Origin of the sequence: Streptomyces sp. NPDC059037, assembly GCF_042740015.1 — a bacterium.
GTDB lineage: Bacteria > Actinomycetota > Actinomycetes > Streptomycetales > Streptomycetaceae > Streptomyces.
The window spans coordinates 10658-26491 of sequence record NZ_JBHYIG010000125.1 but is presented as its reverse complement, the minus strand read 5'-3'; the positions used below and the strand labels follow the sequence as shown (position 1 = coordinate 26491).

General features: G+C 70.8%; 19 protein-coding genes and 1 pseudogene. 6 read left to right on the top strand and 14 right to left on the bottom strand.

The window, feature by feature from the left end:
• A pseudogene (locus ACFWY6_RS24665) lies at positions 1–212 on the bottom strand (isocitrate lyase); the annotation flags it as partial.
• A gap of 384 nt (positions 213–596) precedes the next feature.
• On the opposite strand from ACFWY6_RS24665, the gene ACFWY6_RS24660 reads away from it, so the two are divergent.
• Complete coding sequence (locus ACFWY6_RS24660) at positions 597–2015, top strand: short-chain fatty acyl-CoA regulator family protein (RefSeq protein ID WP_384694200.1); 1419 nt, start codon at positions 597–599, stop codon at positions 2013–2015.
• Here ACFWY6_RS24660 and ACFWY6_RS24655 read toward each other — a convergent pair.
• The gene (locus tag ACFWY6_RS24655; RefSeq protein WP_384694197.1) at positions 1979–2305 is read right to left on the bottom strand and encodes a hypothetical protein; all 327 of its coding nucleotides are present in this window, start codon (positions 2303–2305) and stop codon (positions 1979–1981) included. The genes ACFWY6_RS24660 and ACFWY6_RS24655 overlap by 37 nt on opposite strands.
• A gap of 78 nt (positions 2306–2383) precedes the next feature.
• Positions 2384–3733, bottom strand: a complete 1350-nt coding sequence (locus ACFWY6_RS24650; protein WP_384694194.1) for a M64 family metallopeptidase — start codon at positions 3731–3733, stop codon at positions 2384–2386.
• A 226-nt stretch (positions 3734–3959) separates the two neighbouring features.
• Between ACFWY6_RS24650 and ACFWY6_RS24645 the strand changes: the two genes are divergently transcribed.
• The 3 genes from ACFWY6_RS24645 (at position 3960) to ACFWY6_RS24635 (ending at position 6841) form a co-directional block, all read left to right on the top strand.
• Positions 3960–5378, top strand: coding sequence for a tetratricopeptide repeat protein (locus ACFWY6_RS24645; RefSeq protein ID WP_384694191.1), 1419 nt, complete (start codon positions 3960–3962; stop codon positions 5376–5378).
• Between the two features lie 87 nt (positions 5379–5465).
• The gene (locus ACFWY6_RS24640) at positions 5466–6089 is read left to right on the top strand and encodes a GNAT family N-acetyltransferase (RefSeq protein WP_384694188.1); all 624 of its coding nucleotides are present in this window, start codon (positions 5466–5468) and stop codon (positions 6087–6089) included.
• A gap of 98 nt (positions 6090–6187) precedes the next feature.
• Entirely contained in the window at positions 6188–6841 is a 654-nt protein-coding gene (locus ACFWY6_RS24635) for a hypothetical protein (RefSeq protein ID WP_384694185.1), read from the top strand.
• On the opposite strand, the gene ACFWY6_RS24630 is transcribed toward ACFWY6_RS24635, so the two are convergent.
• Positions 6842–8350, bottom strand: coding sequence for a carotenoid oxygenase family protein (locus ACFWY6_RS24630; RefSeq protein ID WP_384694182.1), 1509 nt, complete (start codon positions 8348–8350; stop codon positions 6842–6844).
• Between the two features lie 257 nt (positions 8351–8607).
• On the opposite strand from ACFWY6_RS24630, the gene ACFWY6_RS24625 reads away from it, so the two are divergent.
• Positions 8608–8889, top strand: coding sequence for a hypothetical protein (locus ACFWY6_RS24625; RefSeq protein WP_384694179.1), 282 nt, complete (start codon positions 8608–8610; stop codon positions 8887–8889).
• Between the two features lie 58 nt (positions 8890–8947).
• Here ACFWY6_RS24625 and ACFWY6_RS24620 read toward each other — a convergent pair whose 3' ends face one another.
• The 4 genes from ACFWY6_RS24620 to ACFWY6_RS24605 form a co-directional block, all read right to left on the bottom strand.
• Positions 8948–9364 (bottom strand): peptidase M23, encoded by a 417-nt coding sequence (locus ACFWY6_RS24620; RefSeq protein ID WP_384694176.1) that lies wholly within the window; start codon positions 9362–9364, stop codon positions 8948–8950.
• Positions 9365–9408: 44 nt separating this feature from the next.
• On the bottom strand, positions 9409–9810 hold the full coding sequence (locus ACFWY6_RS24615; RefSeq protein ID WP_384694173.1) for a hypothetical protein: 402 nt from the start codon (positions 9808–9810) through the stop codon (positions 9409–9411).
• Between the two features lie 96 nt (positions 9811–9906).
• Positions 9907–10575, bottom strand: a complete 669-nt coding sequence (locus tag ACFWY6_RS24610) for a hypothetical protein (RefSeq protein ID WP_384694170.1) — start codon at positions 10573–10575, stop codon at positions 9907–9909.
• The gene (locus tag ACFWY6_RS24605; RefSeq protein ID WP_384694167.1) at positions 10572–11189 is read right to left on the bottom strand and encodes an RNA polymerase sigma factor; all 618 of its coding nucleotides are present in this window, start codon (positions 11187–11189) and stop codon (positions 10572–10574) included. The genes ACFWY6_RS24610 and ACFWY6_RS24605 overlap by 4 nt, the downstream gene beginning before the upstream one ends.
• A 312-nt stretch (positions 11190–11501) precedes the next feature.
• Here ACFWY6_RS24605 and ACFWY6_RS24600 point away from each other — a divergent pair, with 312 nt between their 5' ends.
• On the top strand, positions 11502–11858 hold the full coding sequence (locus ACFWY6_RS24600; RefSeq protein WP_384694164.1) for a hypothetical protein: 357 nt from the start codon (positions 11502–11504) through the stop codon (positions 11856–11858).
• Positions 11859–12168: 310 nt separating this feature from the next.
• On the opposite strand, the gene ACFWY6_RS24595 is transcribed toward ACFWY6_RS24600, so the two are convergent.
• The 6 genes from ACFWY6_RS24595 to ACFWY6_RS24570 form a co-directional block, all read right to left on the bottom strand.
• Entirely contained in the window at positions 12169–12786 is a 618-nt protein-coding gene (locus ACFWY6_RS24595) for a TOPRIM nucleotidyl transferase/hydrolase domain-containing protein (protein WP_384694161.1), read from the bottom strand.
• A gap of 98 nt (positions 12787–12884) precedes the next feature.
• Positions 12885–13232 (bottom strand): VOC family protein, encoded by a 348-nt coding sequence (locus ACFWY6_RS24590; RefSeq protein ID WP_384694159.1) that lies wholly within the window; start codon positions 13230–13232, stop codon positions 12885–12887.
• A gap of 63 nt (positions 13233–13295) precedes the next feature.
• Positions 13296–13952 (bottom strand): maleylpyruvate isomerase N-terminal domain-containing protein, encoded by a 657-nt coding sequence (locus tag ACFWY6_RS24585; RefSeq protein WP_384694156.1) that lies wholly within the window; start codon positions 13950–13952, stop codon positions 13296–13298.
• 85 nt (positions 13953–14037) lie between these two features.
• On the bottom strand, positions 14038–14586 hold the full coding sequence (locus ACFWY6_RS24580; protein WP_384694153.1) for a YciI family protein: 549 nt from the start codon (positions 14584–14586) through the stop codon (positions 14038–14040).
• 41 nt (positions 14587–14627) lie between these two features.
• Positions 14628–15296, bottom strand: a complete 669-nt coding sequence (locus ACFWY6_RS24575) for a haloacid dehalogenase type II (protein ID WP_384694150.1) — start codon at positions 15294–15296, stop codon at positions 14628–14630.
• 66 nt (positions 15297–15362) lie between these two features.
• The coding region (locus tag ACFWY6_RS24570) for a MerR family transcriptional regulator (RefSeq protein ID WP_384694148.1) at positions 15363–15834 on the bottom strand (472 nt) is incomplete at its 5' end.

The following is a 15834-nucleotide window of genomic DNA, read 5'->3' as shown; positions in this document are numbered from 1 at the left end:
CCCAGCGCATGCACATAGTCCCGGTCGTGCAGCTGACGCCACAGCCGCTCCGCACCCCGCCGCGCCAGCGTGTGCTCCTCACGCACACTGCCGGAAAGCCTGACCACATCCTCGGCGGTATAGGTCCGCTCGATCCCCTTCCAGCGGGCGTCGGTCGCCCACCGCTGCGCCAGCTCCGCGGCCGTTGCCGTCGTCGTCCCTGCCTGTGCCATGACCGTCTCCCGGATAGTCGTGAACCATGCCAATGCCTGGCACTAAGTGCCTTGCCAATATGGGGTGCGGCCCGCGAACTCCATGGGTGAGCAATCGGAGCAATGTCGCCGAGGCGGCAGGAAAGGCCGGGGTCTCCGACGTCAGGGCATGAATCGCGCCCGGTTTCCGGTTCCGCCCGCCGGAGTCCGGCGGGCCGCGGTACGACTCTCGCAGCGGCACTCAGTGCCAACAAGCGTGGAAGGCTGCCAACTTCTGCGCATCTTTCGCGGCGCTTTTGCCAACTCTGTTAATGCCACAAGACCGGTTCGCGTGGCTACCATCGCGAACAGTGCCGACGATCGTGACCGGACGGGAGCACACGTGACCGGAACAGGAGCACATGGGTGAGCAAGACGTACGCGGGGGCGCGGCTGCGGCGGCTGCGGGAGGAGCGGCGCATGAGCCAGGCCGACCTTGCCCGGTCCCTGGCCATCTCGCCGAGCTATCTCAACCAGATGGAGCACGACTCACGGCCGTTGACCGTGCCCGTACTGCTGCGCCTCACGGAGGCGTTCGGCGTCGACCCGGGCTTCTTCTCCGAACGTGACACCAGCCGTCTTGTGGCCGATCTGCGGGACGCTCTCACCGGCGAGGTCTCCGCGGGCCGCGTCTCCGCAGCCGACCTCTCGGACCTGGCATCCCGGCTGCCCGCCGTGGCCACGCTCCTGGTGGACCTGGGCCGGCGGAACCAGCACCTCACCGAACAGCTCTCCGAAACCGCGGAGGGCCGGGGTCCTGGAACAGCGGCACAGCCTCGCTCGGCACACGAGGAGATCCGCGAGTTCTTCTACCGGCGCCAGAACTACCTGAATGACATCGACCTCGCCGCCGAGCGGTTCGCCACCGAGATCGGCGTACGCCCCGGCGAGGTCGTGGGCGCCCTGTCCACCCGCCTGTCCGAGCGGCACGGTGTGCGCATCACCGCGGATTCCGGCCGGCTCCTGCACCACTACGACCCGAAGACCCGGGTCCTCCACCTCTCCAGCCGACTGCGCCCCGGCCAGCAGGCGTTCCGGATGGCCACCCAGCTCGCACTGCTCGAGTACGCGGACGAGATCTCCGCCCTCGCCTCGGAGGACTTCGACCCGCGGACCGCGGCCTGGCCGCTGGCCCGCATCGGCATCGCCAACTACCTCGCCGCCGCGCTGATCCTGCCCTACCGCCGCTTCCACGCGGCCGCGGAGGAATTCCGCTACGACATCGAGCGGCTGACCGACCACTTCGGGCTCGGCTACGAAACGATCTGCCACCGCCTGAGCACCTTGCAGCGGCCCCGGCTGCGCGGCGTGCCCTTCTCCTTCGTCCGGGTCGACCGGGCGGGCAACATGTCGAAGCGTCAGTCCGCCACCGCGTTCCACTTCTCCCGCGCGGGCGGCACCTGCCCGCTGTGGAACGTGTACGAGGCGTTCGCCTCGCCCGGCCGGATCCATGTCCAGGTCGCCGCCATGCCGGACAGCCAGCGCTACCTGTGGACCGCACGGGCGGTCACCCGGCACCGCGGCGGCTGGGGAGAGCCGGGCAAGACCTTCGCGATCGGCCTGGGCTGCGAGATCCGCCATGCCGCACGGCTCGTCTACTCCGACGGCCTCGACCTGGACAACGCCTCTTCCGCCGTCCCCATCGGCATGGGCTGCCGCCTCTGCGAACGCACCGACTGCCCCCAACGGGCCGTACCACCCCTGGACCGCCGGCTAGCGATCGACGAGAACAGCAGCACGTTCGTCCCTTACCCCGTGGCGGGGGAGCGGGCGGGCGACGGCTGACGCGGCGACCGCGGCAGGTGCGGAGCCGAGGGGCGGGCACGCAGGCGCCGGTCGAGCAGGCCGCGCAGACGGGTCGAAGCCCCCCGGAGGGTGCCGAGTCGCCGCATGTCCGCCGCGTCGAGTTCGTTGCGTTCGGCCGGCGCGAGCACCGCGGCATAGGGCAGTTCGCCCTCGGCGAGCTTGGCTGCCACAGCTGCATGGACGGCCCTCAGGACGACATCGCCCGCGCCGGGATGCTCCGCCGGCAGCCGAAGAAGCCGGTTGTCGTTCCAGGCGCTGTCACGGGCCACGGTCCTTGGCCCTTCGGGATCGCCGGAGCCTCCATCGTGTCATCAAGGCTCCGGGATCCCGGCGGCTGCCTCGGTGCGTCAGCGCGTGACCTGCCAACTGAGCGAGCGGGTCAGGGACTTGCGGAGCTTCGGGTCGCGGACCGCCTTGGTCGGGTCCGTGGCGCGTGCCGTGACGGTGTGCGCGCGGCCGTCGGCGGGCACCCCGAGCCGCCTCGGGGTCACACTGCTCGCGTCGCGGGCCTTCCGTGCCTCGCGGCCGTCGACGTACCAGCGCACCTGTGCGCGGGAGGACGCCTCTACGCGGATCCGATCGCTGCCGCGCACCTGCCGGTCGGTGGGTGTGACGGCGGTGAGGACCGGGGCGTGCTGATGGAAGCCCGCGATCATCGCCTCGCGTCCCGGCAGATTGAACTCGCGGCCCAGGGTGCGCATGATCGAGTCCTCGGTGGGGCGGTTGAGGCCGTGGCCGTGGTAGCCGCCGCCCTCGTACGCGCCGACCGTGCCGCCGTCGGGTGACTCCTGGCCGAGCCACCGGTGCCACTTGGCCTTCTGCGCGGCCATCTCGTCGGCGCTGAGCTTGGTGAGGTTGGACTCGCCCGGCTCGGGGCCCGTGTACGTGCTCTCGTCGTACCAGTACTCGTCGGCGAGCTTCCCGAAGGAGTGGCCGGTCTCGTGGACGGCGACCTGGTCGGAGTCGGGGTGGTCGGAGGATGCGGTGCCGATGCCGTCGTACCCGGACGGCGAAGTGATGTCGTTGTAGCCGGCGCCGCCGTACTTGGTGGAGTTGCCGAGCACGATCACGAGGTCGGGGTCGGCGGCCTTGCTCGCGTACGCCTCGACCTTGTTGGTGTCGACGCACAGCAGCCGCTCGATGCCGTCGCAGAAGAACGCGGAGTTCAGGGCGGTGTTCTTGGTGACGTCGCTCGTCGGGTCGCCCGAGACGCCGGAGTCCTGCGAGTGGGCGTCGACGGCCCAGACGTTGAACAGGTCCTGGTACTCGGCGTACGGCTCGACGGCGGACATCTCCTTCCACTTGGTGCGCACGTCGGTGTGGAAGTCCTCCTGCTGGGCGGCGGTGTAGCCGTCGCCGATGAAGACGACGTCGACCTTGGCGTCGCTCGCTCCGGCCTCCACGATCGGCACGACGTCGCCGTCGTCCTTCTTGATCGTGGCCTGCTCCTTCCTGGTGAGCGGGGAGGACGACGAGACCTCTGTGTGGCGGGGGTGGCCGTCGCGGCCGGTGAAGTACTCGACCTTGACGCCATCGGCGGAGCCGGCGTCGCGGCCGGCGGGTTGAGCAGCCGAAGCGTTGTCGCTAGTGACGGGGTCCGCGGCGACCGGAGCGGTGACGGCGAGCGCCGCCGCCAGGACGACACCGATGGCGATGCCGAGTCGCTTGCGGGATATGTGGGATGCGTGTCTACGCATGGAAGATCTCCCGAGGATCTGCACGGAGGCGGCCGGGATCGGCAAGTCCGTGATGTAAGTGGGGGGTTAAGGGAGCTTAAGGTGGGGTTCAATGTAGGGGTCGTGGGGAAGCAAGGCAATGCCTGGGGCGCAAGGTGACTGTGGGAGTGGGGAGTTCACGCCGCGTAGTCACAAGTCCTGTCGCTCCAGGCCCGCATGGACTTGGCTCGGACCTGGAGGCGGAGAGATGTCGGACAGCGGATCTGGGGGCGTTCGGCTCGACGAGCCCGCGGTGATCGGGCGTCGCGTCCTGCGCCTTCGTACGGAACTCGGGCTCACCCAGCGGCAGTTGGCCGAACCCGCCTACACGCCCGCCTACGTCTCCACGCTGGAGTCGGGCAAGGTGAGGCCGTCCGAGGCGGCGCTGCGGCACCTGGCCGAGCGTCTCGGCGTCACGTCCGAGGAGCTCGCGACGGGGCGGCCCGCCCGCCTCGCCGCCGAGTTGCGGCTGCGCCTGACCGACGCGCGGCGCGCGCTGGCCACCGGAGCGCCGGAAGACGCCGCTCCTCTCTTCCGTGCCCTGTACGCCGAAGCCGTCGAACACGCTCTCCCGGGGGAGCAGGCCACCGCGCTCCTCGGCCTCGGCGACTGTCTCCTGGAGTCCGGGGAACTCGACGACGCGCACGAGTGCTTCGCCTCGGTGGAGCGGCTGCTCGCCGACGAGCCGCTGCCCCGCCGCGTCCCCGCCATCCGCGGCCGCGCCAACGCCCACCGGCTGACAGGCGAACTCCGTTACGCCTGCTACCTGTTGGAGACGGCGCTCGACCAGCTCAACGCCTCCGGACTGCAGGACCCGGACGCGCTGCTCCTCCTCTACACGGCATCCATCGCCCCGTACATGGACATGGGCGCACACGAGCGCGCCGCGCACGCCGCCGAACTGGCGATCGCGCTCGCGCCCCGCGTGGACGACCCCGCCCTGCTCGCCGGGATGCACCGCGGGGTGGCCCGTACGCTCATCGCCCAGGGCCGTATCGCCGAGGCCGACGCATCGCTGGCCAAGGCCCAGGATCTCTACCGGCAGCTGCACATCCGCACCGAACTCGCCCACTGCCACTGGATGCGCGGCTACGTGCACGCCCAGGACGGCGACCTGGCGCGCGCCGAGAACGAACTGCGCACCGCTTACGACATGCTCACCGCCAAGCGGGCCGCGCTCTTCGCCGAACAGGTCGAGGTGGAACTCGCCGACGTGCTGCGCCGACGCGGCAAGGTCCAGGAGGCCGAGGCGCTCCTGAGACCGCTGCTGGCCGTCGGCACGGAGGCCGCGGAAGCCCCGGGGGCCACGGACATCCCGGAAGCGCGCTCCCTCAGGGCCGGACGCGGCACGGTGCACGTAGGCGCCGCGCACCGGCTGCTGGGCCTCATCGCGGAGGAGTGCGGGGACACGGCGGCTGCCGAGGAGCACTACCGCGCCGCGCTGCCCCTGCTCGAACGGGCAGGCGTGGCAGGGGACTTGGCGGGCCTGTGCTGCCTCCTCGGCGACCTTCTCCGCAGGACAGGACGGACGGAGGCCGCCCTGGACGCCTACCGCACCGGCCTCGCCCACCGGGCGACTCCGGGCACGACGACCTTGGGGCCCGCGCCCGCGCCGCCGCTGATGTGAAGGGCGTAATATGCAATCCCAATCGGCAGCTATTACTTGGCTGTTGAGCCGGTCGCGGATTCGGGAGGGCTCCAGATGGTTGCGGACATGGTCAGGACCTGGGCGGAGGGCTGGGCCGTGTCACGGCGGACACCCCCGCCGGCCGAGCGGCCCTGGGGGCTGCACATCGAGGTGGCCGACAACCCCGACGAAGTCGGCCGCCATGTCCTGCCCACGGCCGACGAGGCGCTGGTCCGCAGCGCCGCTGCTGCGGTGACCGTGCCACGGACCTGGATGAAGATGCCCGCGCGGCCGGCGGAGATCGAGCCCTGGCTGCCCCAGGGCTGGGTGGTCGCCTGGGAGGAGACCGGACATCTGATGGCCGTGGACCTGACGGCCAGGGAGCCGAAAGCGCCCGAGGGATATACGGCGACCGTGGAGACCAGCGGCGCCGTCGTCCTGGTACGCGTGCTGGACGCGGCGGGCGAGCGGGCGGCCACGGGGCAGATGGCCGTCCTGGGGGAGGCTGCGATCGCCGACCGGGTGGTGACCGAGGAGGCCCACCGTCGGCGCGGCCTCGGACACTTCGTGATGCGGGCGCTCGCCGACCGCGCCCTGGACGAGGGCGCACACCTCGGCATCCTCGGCGCGACCGACGCCGGACGTGCGCTGTACGAGACGCTGGGCTGGAAGAAGCACGCGACGCTGGCGGAGTGCGTCTACCGGCCCTGAAGCCGCCAGGCTCAATGGGGCGAGGATGGTCGCCCGCAGTGGGCCGGACAGGTCGCAGGCGGGGCAGGGCAGCGTGTGGGGGCGTCGGGGAGGTGCCGGTGAGCGGGAGAGTGCGGCTTTGGGTGGCCGGTGCGCTGATGGGGGTCATCGCTTCGTTGCTGACATGCGGCCTTGCTGTGATCGCGGTGGTGCTCGTTCCCTGGTGGTGGCCAGGCCCGGTGGTGGCCGTCGTCGCAGGGCTGTTGTTGCTCGGTGTGGGGTTCGCGCTGATCGGCCTGTGCTTCGTCCGTCTAGAGCCTTGGCACTTCGGGGCGGCGGCCATTGTGGAGTGCCTGCTGGCCGTGGGATTGCTGACATTCCTCGACCAGGCCGTGCTCGATGTGTGGGGCGAGCCGGTGGAAACCGTCGTCACGGAGGTTGTCCGGCACGAGCGGAACGCGCCGACGGGGAACGTCACCGGCGACTGGTGGGAGTGCTCGCTGGAGCGGCCCGACGGGACGGAACTCGAACGACCCCTCAGGGAGTCGGACTTCGCAGCGCTGGGGGAGGCGTGCCCCACCGATGCCAAGGCAGGGGAGCGGCTCATGGTGTACGCCGTGCCCGGAGAATTCGCCCCGCCGCAGACGAACGCCCCGGTCGGCGGTGCCTGGCTGGTCGGCGCGCTGACCGCTGCCGCCACGGTGGCGGCAGCGGCGTTCACCGCCGTCGGCATGACGCGCGCGGGTGCGCCGGGCGGATCCCGCTTCTCGTAGCTACAGGTCCGCCACCCAGCTGCCGTGGAAGCCGAGCGGTACCCGGCCGGGCAGGTGGATGCGGGCCAGCGGGTGGCCGGTGAAGTCCTGGGCCGAGAGGATCACCAGGTCGGTCGCGCCCCGGTCGGGGTCGTTCACGTAGGACAGGATGTAGCCGTCGTCCTCGTCCCGGGCGCCCCGGCGCGGCACGAACACCGGCTCGCTCGCCGCCGCGCCCTTCGGGAAGCGGTGCACCTGCTTGCTGGCGCGCAACATGTCATGTTTCACCAGGCAGTTGGTGAACTTCTCGTCCGGCGGCACCCCGTCGACCGTCTCGTACGCGCGCCACATCTCGGCCGCGCTCGCCGTGTACCCGAAGCGGTGCCGCCGGGAGGCCAGGGATTCGTTGACGCGCGGGAACTCCTGCGGCAGATCGTCGATGCGGCTGCCGCGGACCCGGCCGGCGCGCAGATCGACCGTCCAGCGGTCGAGCGCGGGCGCGCCGGTCGCGGAGGGGCCGCCGCTGCCCCGGCCCGCCGCGTAGAACGGGGCGGGCATGGAGGTGTACTCGATCACCACCTTGTCGCCCTGGTCGTAGGCGTTGAGCGTGTGCGAGAAGTAGACCGGGTCGATCTCGAACCAGCGGGTGGTGCCTCCGGCCCGCGGCAGGATCCCCAGGCGCATGGGGTGTCGCTCGTTCCAGATGTAGGGCACCGTGGCCCCCGCCTCGGCGGCCGCCGCGTCGAACGTGATCGGGACGTCCACGATCACCACGTACTTCTCGGTGAGGGCGAAGTCGTGCATCATCGGCGCGTCCGCCACCGGGACCTTGGTGGTCCGGGCCACCCGCCCGGTCCGGTCGATCATGATGTGCCGTACGTGGTCCCAGGTCGGGTAGTACGCCACCGCGTGGAGTTCGTCCGCCGCCGCGTCGTACTTGGTGTGCGCGGTGAACGCGCCCCGCAGCGTGGACCGGAAGTCGTACGGGCGCACGGTGGCAAGGTCGCCGTCCAGCTCGTACGGCAGCGGCCCGCCCTCCTGGAGCGCCAGGATCCGCCCCTTGTAGGGGATCAAATGCGTGTTGCACGCGAAGTCGTCCGGCGGCGCATCGCCCGGGTAGGGCTCGCCCAGCTTCTTCGCCACCTGCGAGGAGCGCACCCAGCGGTTGCGGTACCACTCGGCGCGCCCGCCGCGCAGCCGCACCCCGTGCACCATGCCGTCGCCCAGCATCCAGTGGTGCGCCCGTGGATCCTCCAGGCCCAGCGCGTTCGGTCCTGTGCGCAGGAAACGGCCGTCCAGGTCGCGCGGCACACGGCCGGTCACCGGCAGGTCGAACGCGGTCAACTCCTCGGTGACCGGCGCGAACGCGCCCTCCAGGAAGGGGAGCGACTTCTTGCCGCCGCCCGCCGCACCGGGTGTGGCAGCTTGCGCCGCCGCGGCGCCGTGGCCGAGCCCGAACCCGCCGACCACGCTGCCCGCCGCCGCGAGCGCCGCACCCTGGAGAATCCTCCGCCGCGTATGACTGGTCATCGTCTCTCCCCGTTCATCGATTCGGGGCCCGGCCGGAACCGCCGGACCGTCCGCTGGCTACGGGAACAAGCCTGCGCCGACGGGGGCCGTGAGACAGGAGGTCTGGGGCCCGAGCAGGGGGTGGTGCTGACGCCACCCCGACCGGCGGGCGCCTTCCGTTCTGACCGGGATGGGCAGAGTCGTGCTGGACATGCGGCCGCACAGGACGTCTGATGGTCCTGCGGTCTTCGGTACCGGACTCCAGCGTGAGAGGGCGCATGTCGCACAAGGACGACGAACCACGCGGGGGCGCACCCGGCGACCGACTGGGCGACATCGCCCTTCCCCTGGGCATCGTCGCCCTCGTGGGCTCCTTCGTCCCCGTACTCGGTGACTTCGTCGCCGCGCCCCTCGGGCTCCTGGCCCTGGTCCTGGGGGCGTTGGGGGTGTGGAAGAACGAACGGGGCCTCGCGACGAACTTCGGCCCGTCGCTCATCGGCGCCACCCTCGGCGCCCTGGCCCTGCTCATCGTCCTGCTCCTGTTCGCCGTGACCCACTGAACGGCGGTCACCTCCCGCTGCCTTGGGCGGCAGCGGGAGGCGCGTGGCAGAAGGGCGGTCAGCAGTCGGGCACGCCTTCGATCTTCTCCCCGCCGACCAGGTAGACATTGCTGATCCACAGGCCGTCACTGCCGCCGGGCAGCTCCACGTACGACCACCAGGTGCTCGACCCCTGGCCCGGCTCGGAGACGAAGTCGCCCTGCCGCTGGCAGAAGTCGATCAGCTTGCCCGGACCGAAGGTCGTCGGCGAGGGCGAGTTGACGAGCGGTTCGACGTGCAGGCGTACGTTGCTGGCCCACACCTGGACCTCCTTGCCCGCCTCGGCCTGCTGCTGCTCCGCCGCGGGCTGCACGGTGGCGGCCGGTGCGCTCTTGGCGGACGCCGACGCCGATGCCGTCATCGGTGCGGCCAGCGCCAGCGCGCCGACGGCCGTCGCGAGCGCCACGGTCCGGCCCGTGCTCCTCAGAATCCTCATGTCTGTCTCCCCGTTGTCAGTTGGTCGGTTCGGTCGTGTCGCTGTCAGGCGCCGCAGATCGGCACACCGGGCAGCTGGTCGTCGGGCGTGTCCACGAAGTAGCCGGCGATCCAGCCGCGCGAGTCGCCCCGCTCGATGAAGACCCACCAGTCGTTGCCGCTCACCGTCTCGCCCTTGCGCTGGCAGCGGGCCTCGAACTGCTGGCCGGGCTGCAACTTGCCGGACACGGTCGGGCAGTTCCCCGGCGAGGGGAAGCCGTCGCAGGTCGCGGGCGACTGCGGGTTGTCGCGGACGTTCACGTCGGTCGCCCAGACGGTGAAGGCGGCAGCAGCACCGGAGTTCGGCGCCGGCTCGGCTGCGGATGCCGTACCCGCCGTCACGGCCAGGCTGCCCGCGGTCAGCGCAACGGCCGCCGCTGACCTGGTCAGAAAGGTACGTACGCTCATGTCGTTCTCCCCGTGTAGTACGTGCTCTCACGCGCTACACGGAGCGGGACCGCTTCCCGTATGACACCACGCGCTGTGACCTGTGTCACATGCGCGTCAGCGGGTGTCGCCGCCCCGAGCGCAGTCCGGCACCTCCGCGCTGTTGCGCGTCCGCACGCCGGGGAGCCAGCCCTCCACGCCGAGCGAGGTGCGCACCAGGTACCACCGGGTGGATGTGATGCCCTTCTCGTCCTGGACGAGCGTGCCGTCGGTGACCACGCACCGCGCTTCGAGCCGGTCGCCGTGCCAGACGCGGGCCGCGCGGTTGCCGGGCGCGGCGTACCGCTCGTACGGATCCTTGGCGACCCGCAACGCGCACTCCAGGGTGCGCAGTTCACGGCAGGCCGCCTCCGCGTTGTGCACCGTTATCGTCACGCCCCGCGTCCCTGCGGGCGGTGTCGGCCGGTCCTGGCCGCCGGGGCGCACCAGCCACCACGTCCCGAGGGCGATCGCGCCGACCAGCGCCGCCGCGACGACGAGGGTCAGGCGCGGACGGTGGCCAACCGGCGCACCGAGTACGGCGATGCGGTACGGCCCGCGCCGTCGGCGCCCGGCGGGGGAGTCGGCCCGGATGCGGTCCCACAGCCCGTGGGGCACCTCGATCGCCCCGTCGGCGGCGCGCAGCCGCTCGCGCAGCACGGCGACCGCGGCGTCATCGGCTGAGACGCCGGTGCTCCCGGTGTCGTCCGGGGGAAGCTGCCCCGGGGGGCCCGGAGTTGAGTTCATGACGCCCTCCCGTCCTCGGGTCGCCGCCCGGGCTGCGATGTCTGCGGATCGGGCGCTTCGACCAGCATGCCGCGCAGGCTGTCCAGGGCGCGGGCGCGGTGGCGGGCCGCCGTGCCCCGGTGCACCTTCATGATCTTCGCGGCCTGGTCGATGGTGTAGCCGTCGAGGTCGACGAGGATGACGACGCCGGCCTGTCGCGGCGAGAGCCTGCTCAGCAGCCGCATCGCCTCCCACTCGCCCTGCCGCCGCTCAAGACCGCCGTCCCAGGCGGCGTCGACGAAGGCGCCCCCGTGTGTGCCGCCGCTTTCGAGGGTCCGCACCGCGGTATGCGTCTCGACGTCGTCGATGAGCACCTGCCGTTTTTCTCGACGGTACGCGTCCCGCACGGCGCTCATCAGTGCCGAGAACGCGTAGGCGTAGGGCTCGGGGTGGGCGAGCAGCCGCTCGGGGCGGTTGGCGAGCTTGAGATAGGCCTCGTGCACGGCGTCCTCGGCGAGCTGCCGGGATCCGGAGAACATCACAGCCCTGCGGTAGAGCCTGGGCAGCAGGCCGCAGAAGACGTCATCGAACGTTGCCCGGTCGGACTTCGCGCCATCGGTCTGGTCTTTGCGCATAGCCGCGGGAGGCTACCCCGCCACGTGCGGCTCAATCTGGCGGGCCGCCAGTTCGCCCGGAAGGTGAACCGGGCGTGAAGTGCCTCGACTTGATGTACCACTATTGCCACACACAATATGCACACCAGAGCGGCCGGTTGTCGGCAAGGGAATTCCCACACTCCTTCATTTGGGCAAGTTGCCGAATACCTGGCCATATTTGGGATGTTCCGCTGCCCGTGTAACGCGACGGCAGTCATATGGCGCAGATGTACACGGGCCCGCGCGACACCGGTGCGTGTCCCGTAAAGCGACGCGTCAGATTGGACACCCGTGAGCAATATCGACCCGATGCCAGGGCCCCACGGCTACGGCCGGCCCCCGCAGCCTCCGCAGCGCCAGGAGCGGAACCCGAGCACTGCTCGGCGAACGGCCCTCGCCGTCCACACCATCGCTGACATCGCTGCCGTGTTCCTCGGTCTGTGGGTCCTGCTCTACCTGCTCGGCGCCAACGAGGCCAACGTCTTCGTCGAATTCGTGCACGGGACGGCCGACTTGCTGGCCTGGTGGTCACAGGACGTTTTCACGATGGACACAGAAGGGCTTCGGGTTCTCCTCAATTACGGTCTGCCGGCCGTCATTTATCTACTGGTGGGTCATGGGATCGCCGCGCGCCTCAGCCGGGCGTGACGGCTTGCAGATCTCACGTACGACAGAAATCAAGAAAGGTCAGCCCTGTGACACCCACCTCAGCAGGAACCGATAATTTGCCGGTCTACGAGAACCTGGTCCGGGAACTCGGTGACGTCTTGGCGGAGTCCCGCGTGGTAGCCGCGCAGACGCTGCACCAGGCGGCGCAAGCCGTCAACGGCCACGGCGGGATTCCCCCGGTTTCCGGTCCGGCAGCCGCACGCCCCGCACTGCCTGACGGGTCGGCCGGGGGCAGATAGCCGGTGAGGTCGGCAGGTCGTCTGGGTCAGCGGTTCGTCGCAGGCGGCGGTCAGAGGCTGGTGAGCAGGTCGTCCAGCGGTGCGGGTACGCGGTCGGGGTCCAGCGCCTCGACGAGTACGCGACCGTAGTGGATCTTGCGCCCCTTCTTGGTGCCGAGGAAGCGCCGCAGTTGCCCCTCAGCGCTGCGGCCCTGCTGGGCGGGCTGGCGCAGGAAGGTCTCCAGGGCGCGCAAGTCGCCCTCCGCCCGGACGAGTTCCTTCACCCGTGCCACACCAAGGGCGCGGATGAGCTCGTCCTCCAGATCGGCCGAGCAGACGAAGAACCCGTCCTGTGCCGCACGGGCCCGCTCCAGGCCGCGGGTGTAGAAGCCGCGCTCCGCCTCGTCGCACAAGCCCGTGAGGCGCAGGCCCAGGCCGGGCGGACCAAGGACGTGGGCGAAGCGCGCGATGCTCATCGCGCCGCCCATCGACAGGACACAGACCCCTTCGGCCGCCAGGTTCCGGCCGCGGCGCGCGGCGAGCGCGCTGACCGCCGCGGCATCACTGGGCCCTTCGAGCAGCACGACCGACCGGACGGGCAGCCGCTCGGCCAGCTCGCGTGCGGGGTCGCCGGGGCCACCGGCCGCCCACGCGGCGACCGCCTCCTGGAACAACCCCATGTCAGCCATGAAGGGAGTCTCCGTCCTTTCCGGCCGGCACGGTAGGGAATTTCGCCGACGAGTCGATCAGCGGTGAGCACGGGACTGCCCGTCGCGGCAGAGGCCGGTCAGCGGTGGCCGAGCACATTGACCACCCGGCCATTGGGGTCACGGACGAAGAACCGCCGTACCCCCCATTCCTCGTCCTGCAGCGGGTGCACGATTTCCGCCCCGCTGGCCCGCACCGCCGCGTAGGCCGCGTCCACATCGTCCACCTCGACGCTCATGTCGGGCACGACCGGCGCGGTCTTGTCCTGTGCCATGAAGGTGACCTGCGCCGTGGGGTTGTCGGGGGAGGCGAGCGTCATGACCCAGCCCAGGTTCATGACCTCCTCGAACCCCAGGAGGCCGTAGAAGTCCCGGCTCTCCTCCAGGTCCTCTGACCGGATGTCGGGCATGACCCGGCGGATGGACATCGGCGTCTCCTGTCACGTGACGATGCGGGGCGATGCGGGGCGATGTGGGACGATGAGGGGCGATCACCCGAGGACGAGCGGGAGTTGCGCGGCGAGCACGCCGAGTTCGGCCTGCTCCGTCTCGCTCGGGGCCCGCCGTCCGGTGCCGACAAGCAGGACGTCCTGGTCGGAGAACGACGCGGGGAACGAGGCACCGGCGATCTCCTCGATCATCGCGCGGCACCGGGCGAGCCCCTCGGCGGGCGGTCCCGCCACGTCCGGGAGGTGCGTGACCAGGTCGAGGTGGTGCAGCGTCCACTCCAGGACGTACGCGGCCAGATAGTCGCCCGCGGTCAGGACGAAGTCGCGGGTGGCCACCCGCAGGGCAGGGTCGGCGAGTTCGGCGGCGCGGCCCGCGGCGGAACCGACGTCGTCGAGGTGGAACTTGAGCAGCCACGGCTCTCCGTACGCGGCGGCAAGACGGACGATCAGCGCGTCGAGCGGGTCGTCGCCGGTCGGCGGCGTGTCGGCGACGTCCCAGTAGGTCACCGCATTGCGGGTCGGTTCGCCTTCGGCCGGGGTCACCAGGGTGATCAGTACGTCCTGGGCGTCGATGACCAGATGGCACACCAGGTCCCGTACGAGCCAGCCCGAACAGCCGGACGGCTGGGCGAAGTCCGCGTCCGGGAGATCGGCGACCGCCGTCCGCAGAGCTGTCCACGAGCGTGAGAAGAGATCCACATCGGCACGGTAGTGCGGTGCCGCGAGAGCGGACAAGCGCATTCGCCGAGCGGCGGGTCCGTGGCGGCGGACCCGCCTCCCTTCGTCACCGTCGCCCGCCGAACTCCCAGGCGTGGACCTCGACGGCGGCGTATCCGTCCTGGCTCAGGACGGCGCGTGCCGTCTCCGGGTCCGGGGCCCGGACCAGCGCCGCCGTCCCCAGCCAAGCGGTGGCGTCGTCGGACAACAGCGGCCCGTACGCGATCAGCTCGTCCCGGTCGGGCGGCACGGCGACGTCGGCGGCCGGCTCCGCGCCGAGGCCGAGCACCAGATACCGGTTGCCACCGGTGCGGCCGCCGGGGAAGTCCCACATGGTGCGCCCCAGCACATTGCGCCACCGGCGCAGCAGCACGTCCCGGTACGCGCCGGCCTGGTAGTTGGGCTCGTCGAAGGCGAACGCGCGGGCGGCAGCGGGGTCCGGCAGGTCGACGATGTGCACGCTGCCGGTCGGGGTGTCCCCGTCGTCGGCGAACGTCGGCCCACGAGCGATCAACTGCTTCTCGTACGCGTCCATGTAGGACCAGTGGTCTTCCAGCAACTCGCTGCGCAAATCGCCGGAGCCGGGCCGGTCACGGTGGTAACAGAAGAACTCCATCCCCACAGTCTCTCCCCACAACGGGGACAGCGCGGGGGAATTCAGATGCCCAGAAGATCTACGACCCCGGCGAGGGATGTGACCTCGTACGCGTGATAGAAGGGCGCCGACGGCTCGGTCCCTCTGTTCAGATACACGGTGTCCTTCACGCCAAGGTCGGTTGCCGACTGCAGGTCGTAACGCGGACTGGACGACACATGCATCGTCTCCTCCGGCCGGCAGCCCAGCTGTTCGTACATGAACTCAAATGCGTGCAGCCGCGGCTTGTAGGCCCGCGCCATCTCCGCGGTGTACACCGCGTGGAACGGCGCGCCGAGCTTCGCGACGTTCTGATGGGCGTGCCTGTCCGCGGCGTTGGAGAGGATGACGAGAGGGAAGTGCTCGGCGAGCTTCGCGAGGGGCTCCGGTACGTCGGGGTGCGGCCCCCATTCCGGGACCTCCGCGAAAACCTTGGCGGGATCGCCCGGCCGGAACTCGACGCCGGTGCTGCGGCACGCGCGCTCGAAGGCTCGAGAGACGACCTCGTCGTACGGTCGCCAATCACCCATCACCTCATCGAGTTGATAGCAGCTGAACCGGTGGAGAAAGGCGTCAAGCCTCTCGGGCGGCGCCACGTCCTTGATCACCTCCCTGGCGGCGGACCCGATGGCGAAGTCCGTCAAGGTCCCGTACATGTCGAAGGTGATGAACCGAGGATCAAGACCGCTCAACGAACTTCTCCTTGTCGAAGTTGCCCCTGCCGGCAGAGCCGCTACGGCATGCCGAATCAGCGTCGCTCAAGGGTCAACTGACCTGTCCGCATCGTGATTCCCCCGTTCGCAGAGGTACGCCTCCAGTTCGGCGGCCCCGGTCAGCATCGCCCGCCCGCGGGCGGACAGCCGACCGTGCCAGTCGCGCAGTGCGGCCTCCAGCGGCTCGACACCGCCGGCGGCCCGCACCTGGGCGATCAGCGGGGCGATCTGCTCAAGGAGGTAGCCGCCCCGCCTGAGCTGGTGCGCAAGGCGGGCGTCCCGCACGTCGGCCTCGTCGTAGACGCGGTACCCGGTGTTCGGGTCGCGGCGTGGACGCACCAGCCCTGCGCGCTCCCACTTGCGCAGCGTCGCGGGCCGGATGCCGAGTTCCTGTGCCAGCGGCCCGATGAACCTGTCGGCAGGCCCGGACGCGGAAGCGGGCTTCCCCGGGGCGCGGGCGGGGGGGGGGGCCGCCACCCGCCGGAGGGTGCGCCGCGGGGCGCGGGGCCTGAGAAGA

Bases quoted from the DNA above. Each gene is read 5' to 3' on its own strand.
- ACFWY6_RS24625 (WP_384694179.1), top strand. From the start codon at position 8,608: ATGTCGCACAAGGACGACGAACCACGCGGGGGCGCACCCGGCGACCGA.
- ACFWY6_RS24605 (WP_384694167.1), bottom strand. From the start codon at position 11,189: ATGCGCAAAGACCAGACCGATGGCGCGAAGTCCGACCGGGCAACGTTC.
- ACFWY6_RS24615 (WP_384694173.1), bottom strand. From the start codon at position 9,810: ATGAGCGTACGTACCTTTCTGACCAGGTCAGCGGCGGCCGTTGCGCTG.
- ACFWY6_RS24650 (WP_384694194.1), bottom strand. From the start codon at position 3,733: ATGCGTAGACACGCATCCCACATATCCCGCAAGCGACTCGGCATCGCC.
- ACFWY6_RS24630 (WP_384694182.1), bottom strand. From the start codon at position 8,350: ATGACCAGTCATACGCGGCGGAGGATTCTCCAGGGTGCGGCGCTCGCG.
- ACFWY6_RS24610 (WP_384694170.1), bottom strand. From the start codon at position 10,575: ATGAACTCAACTCCGGGCCCCCCGGGGCAGCTTCCCCCGGACGACACC.
- ACFWY6_RS24595 (WP_384694161.1), bottom strand. From the start codon at position 12,786: ATGGCTGACATGGGGTTGTTCCAGGAGGCGGTCGCCGCGTGGGCGGCC.
- ACFWY6_RS24620 (WP_384694176.1), bottom strand. From the start codon at position 9,364: ATGAGGATTCTGAGGAGCACGGGCCGGACCGTGGCGCTCGCGACGGCC.
- ACFWY6_RS24590 (WP_384694159.1), bottom strand. From the start codon at position 13,232: ATGTCCATCCGCCGGGTCATGCCCGACATCCGGTCAGAGGACCTGGAG.
- ACFWY6_RS24580 (WP_384694153.1), bottom strand. From the start codon at position 14,586: ATGGAGTTCTTCTGTTACCACCGTGACCGGCCCGGCTCCGGCGATTTG.
- ACFWY6_RS24640 (WP_384694188.1), top strand. From the start codon at position 5,466: ATGGTCAGGACCTGGGCGGAGGGCTGGGCCGTGTCACGGCGGACACCC.
- ACFWY6_RS24645 (WP_384694191.1), top strand. From the start codon at position 3,960: ATGTCGGACAGCGGATCTGGGGGCGTTCGGCTCGACGAGCCCGCGGTG.